This window comes from Comamonas faecalis, from assembly GCF_039538025.1.
Lineage (GTDB): Bacteria > Pseudomonadota > Gammaproteobacteria > Burkholderiales > Burkholderiaceae_C > Comamonas_C > Comamonas_C faecalis.
In genome coordinates this window covers 1-1,090 of sequence record NZ_BAABBP010000063.1, presented here as the reverse complement: position 1 = coordinate 1,090, position 1,090 = coordinate 1, and the positions used below count along the sequence as shown (strand labels likewise).

1 pseudogene and 1 other annotated feature are annotated in these 1,090 nt (G+C 63.5%); the pseudogene reads right to left on the bottom strand.

Features of this window, described 5'->3' with window-relative positions:
- Nucleotides 1-34: 34 nt before the first annotated feature.
- Nucleotides 35-1,090, bottom strand: a pseudogene (locus ABD767_RS17195) (IS3 family transposase); the annotation flags it as partial.
- Nucleotides 875-991: a sequence feature (AL1L pseudoknot), on the bottom strand. (Overlaps the previous pseudogene by 117 nt.)

Here is a 1,090-nt window from a genome sequence, read left to right as displayed (position 1 = left end):
TGAACCGCCCCGGGTTTCAAGGAGGCTGATTGGTTTAAGTTGACACCTCTGTCGAGGTGTTGCTGACGGCGAGTTGCCGCCAGTAGTTTGCCTCAGCTTCTGCGGGAGGGATGCCCCCAATCGGCGTGAGCAGTCGGACGTGATTGAACCAGTGCACCCATTGCAGGGTGGCCAGTTCCACGGATTCCCTGGTCTTCCAGGGTCCCCGGCGGTGAATCAGCTCGGCCTTGTACAGCCCGTTGATGGTCTCGGCCAGTGCGTTGTCGTAACTGTCGCCCCGGCTGCCCACCGAAGGCCGTATGCCCGCCTGGTCCAGGCGCTCGGTATAGCGGATGGAAACGTACTGACTGCCCCTGTCGGAATGGTGCGTCAAGGCATCAGCCACAGGCTGGCGGTCGTACAAGGCCTGCTCCAGCGCATCCAGCACAAAGTCCGTCTGCATGCTGCTGCTGACCCGCCAGCCCACGATGCGCCGGGCATACACGTCCACCACGAAGGCCACGTACAGCCAACCCTGCCAGGTGGAGACGTAGGTGAAGTCCGACACCCACAGCTCATTGGGTCGGCTGGCCTTGAATTGCCGGTTGACGTGGTCCAGAGGGCACGGTGCGGAGGTGTCTGGCGTGGTGGTGCGCACCGCCCTGCCACGGCGAGCCCCTTGCAAGCCCATGGCACGCATCAGTCGCTCCACGGTACAACGTGCCACCGGGATGCCCTCGCGGTTCATCTGCAGCCAGACCTTGTCGGCCCCGTAGACCTGCCAGTTGGCGTGCCACACGCGCTGGATATCGGCTTTCAAAGCCTCGTCACGCTGGGCGCGTGCACTGCGCAATTGGGGGTTGCGTTGCCGGGCTGCATGGCGCCAGTAACACGACGGGGCCATCTGCAACACCCGGCAGATGGGCTCGACCCCGTAGTCGTCACGATGACGGTCGATGTAGGCATTCACGACTTGAGTCGGCGGTCGAGCTCCGCCTGCGCAAAAAACGCGCTGGCCGTCTTCAGGATGTCATTGGCCCGGCGCAGCTCTTTGACCTCACGTTCCAGTTCCTTGATGCGCTGGGCATCCGAACTGGTGGTGCCGGCACGC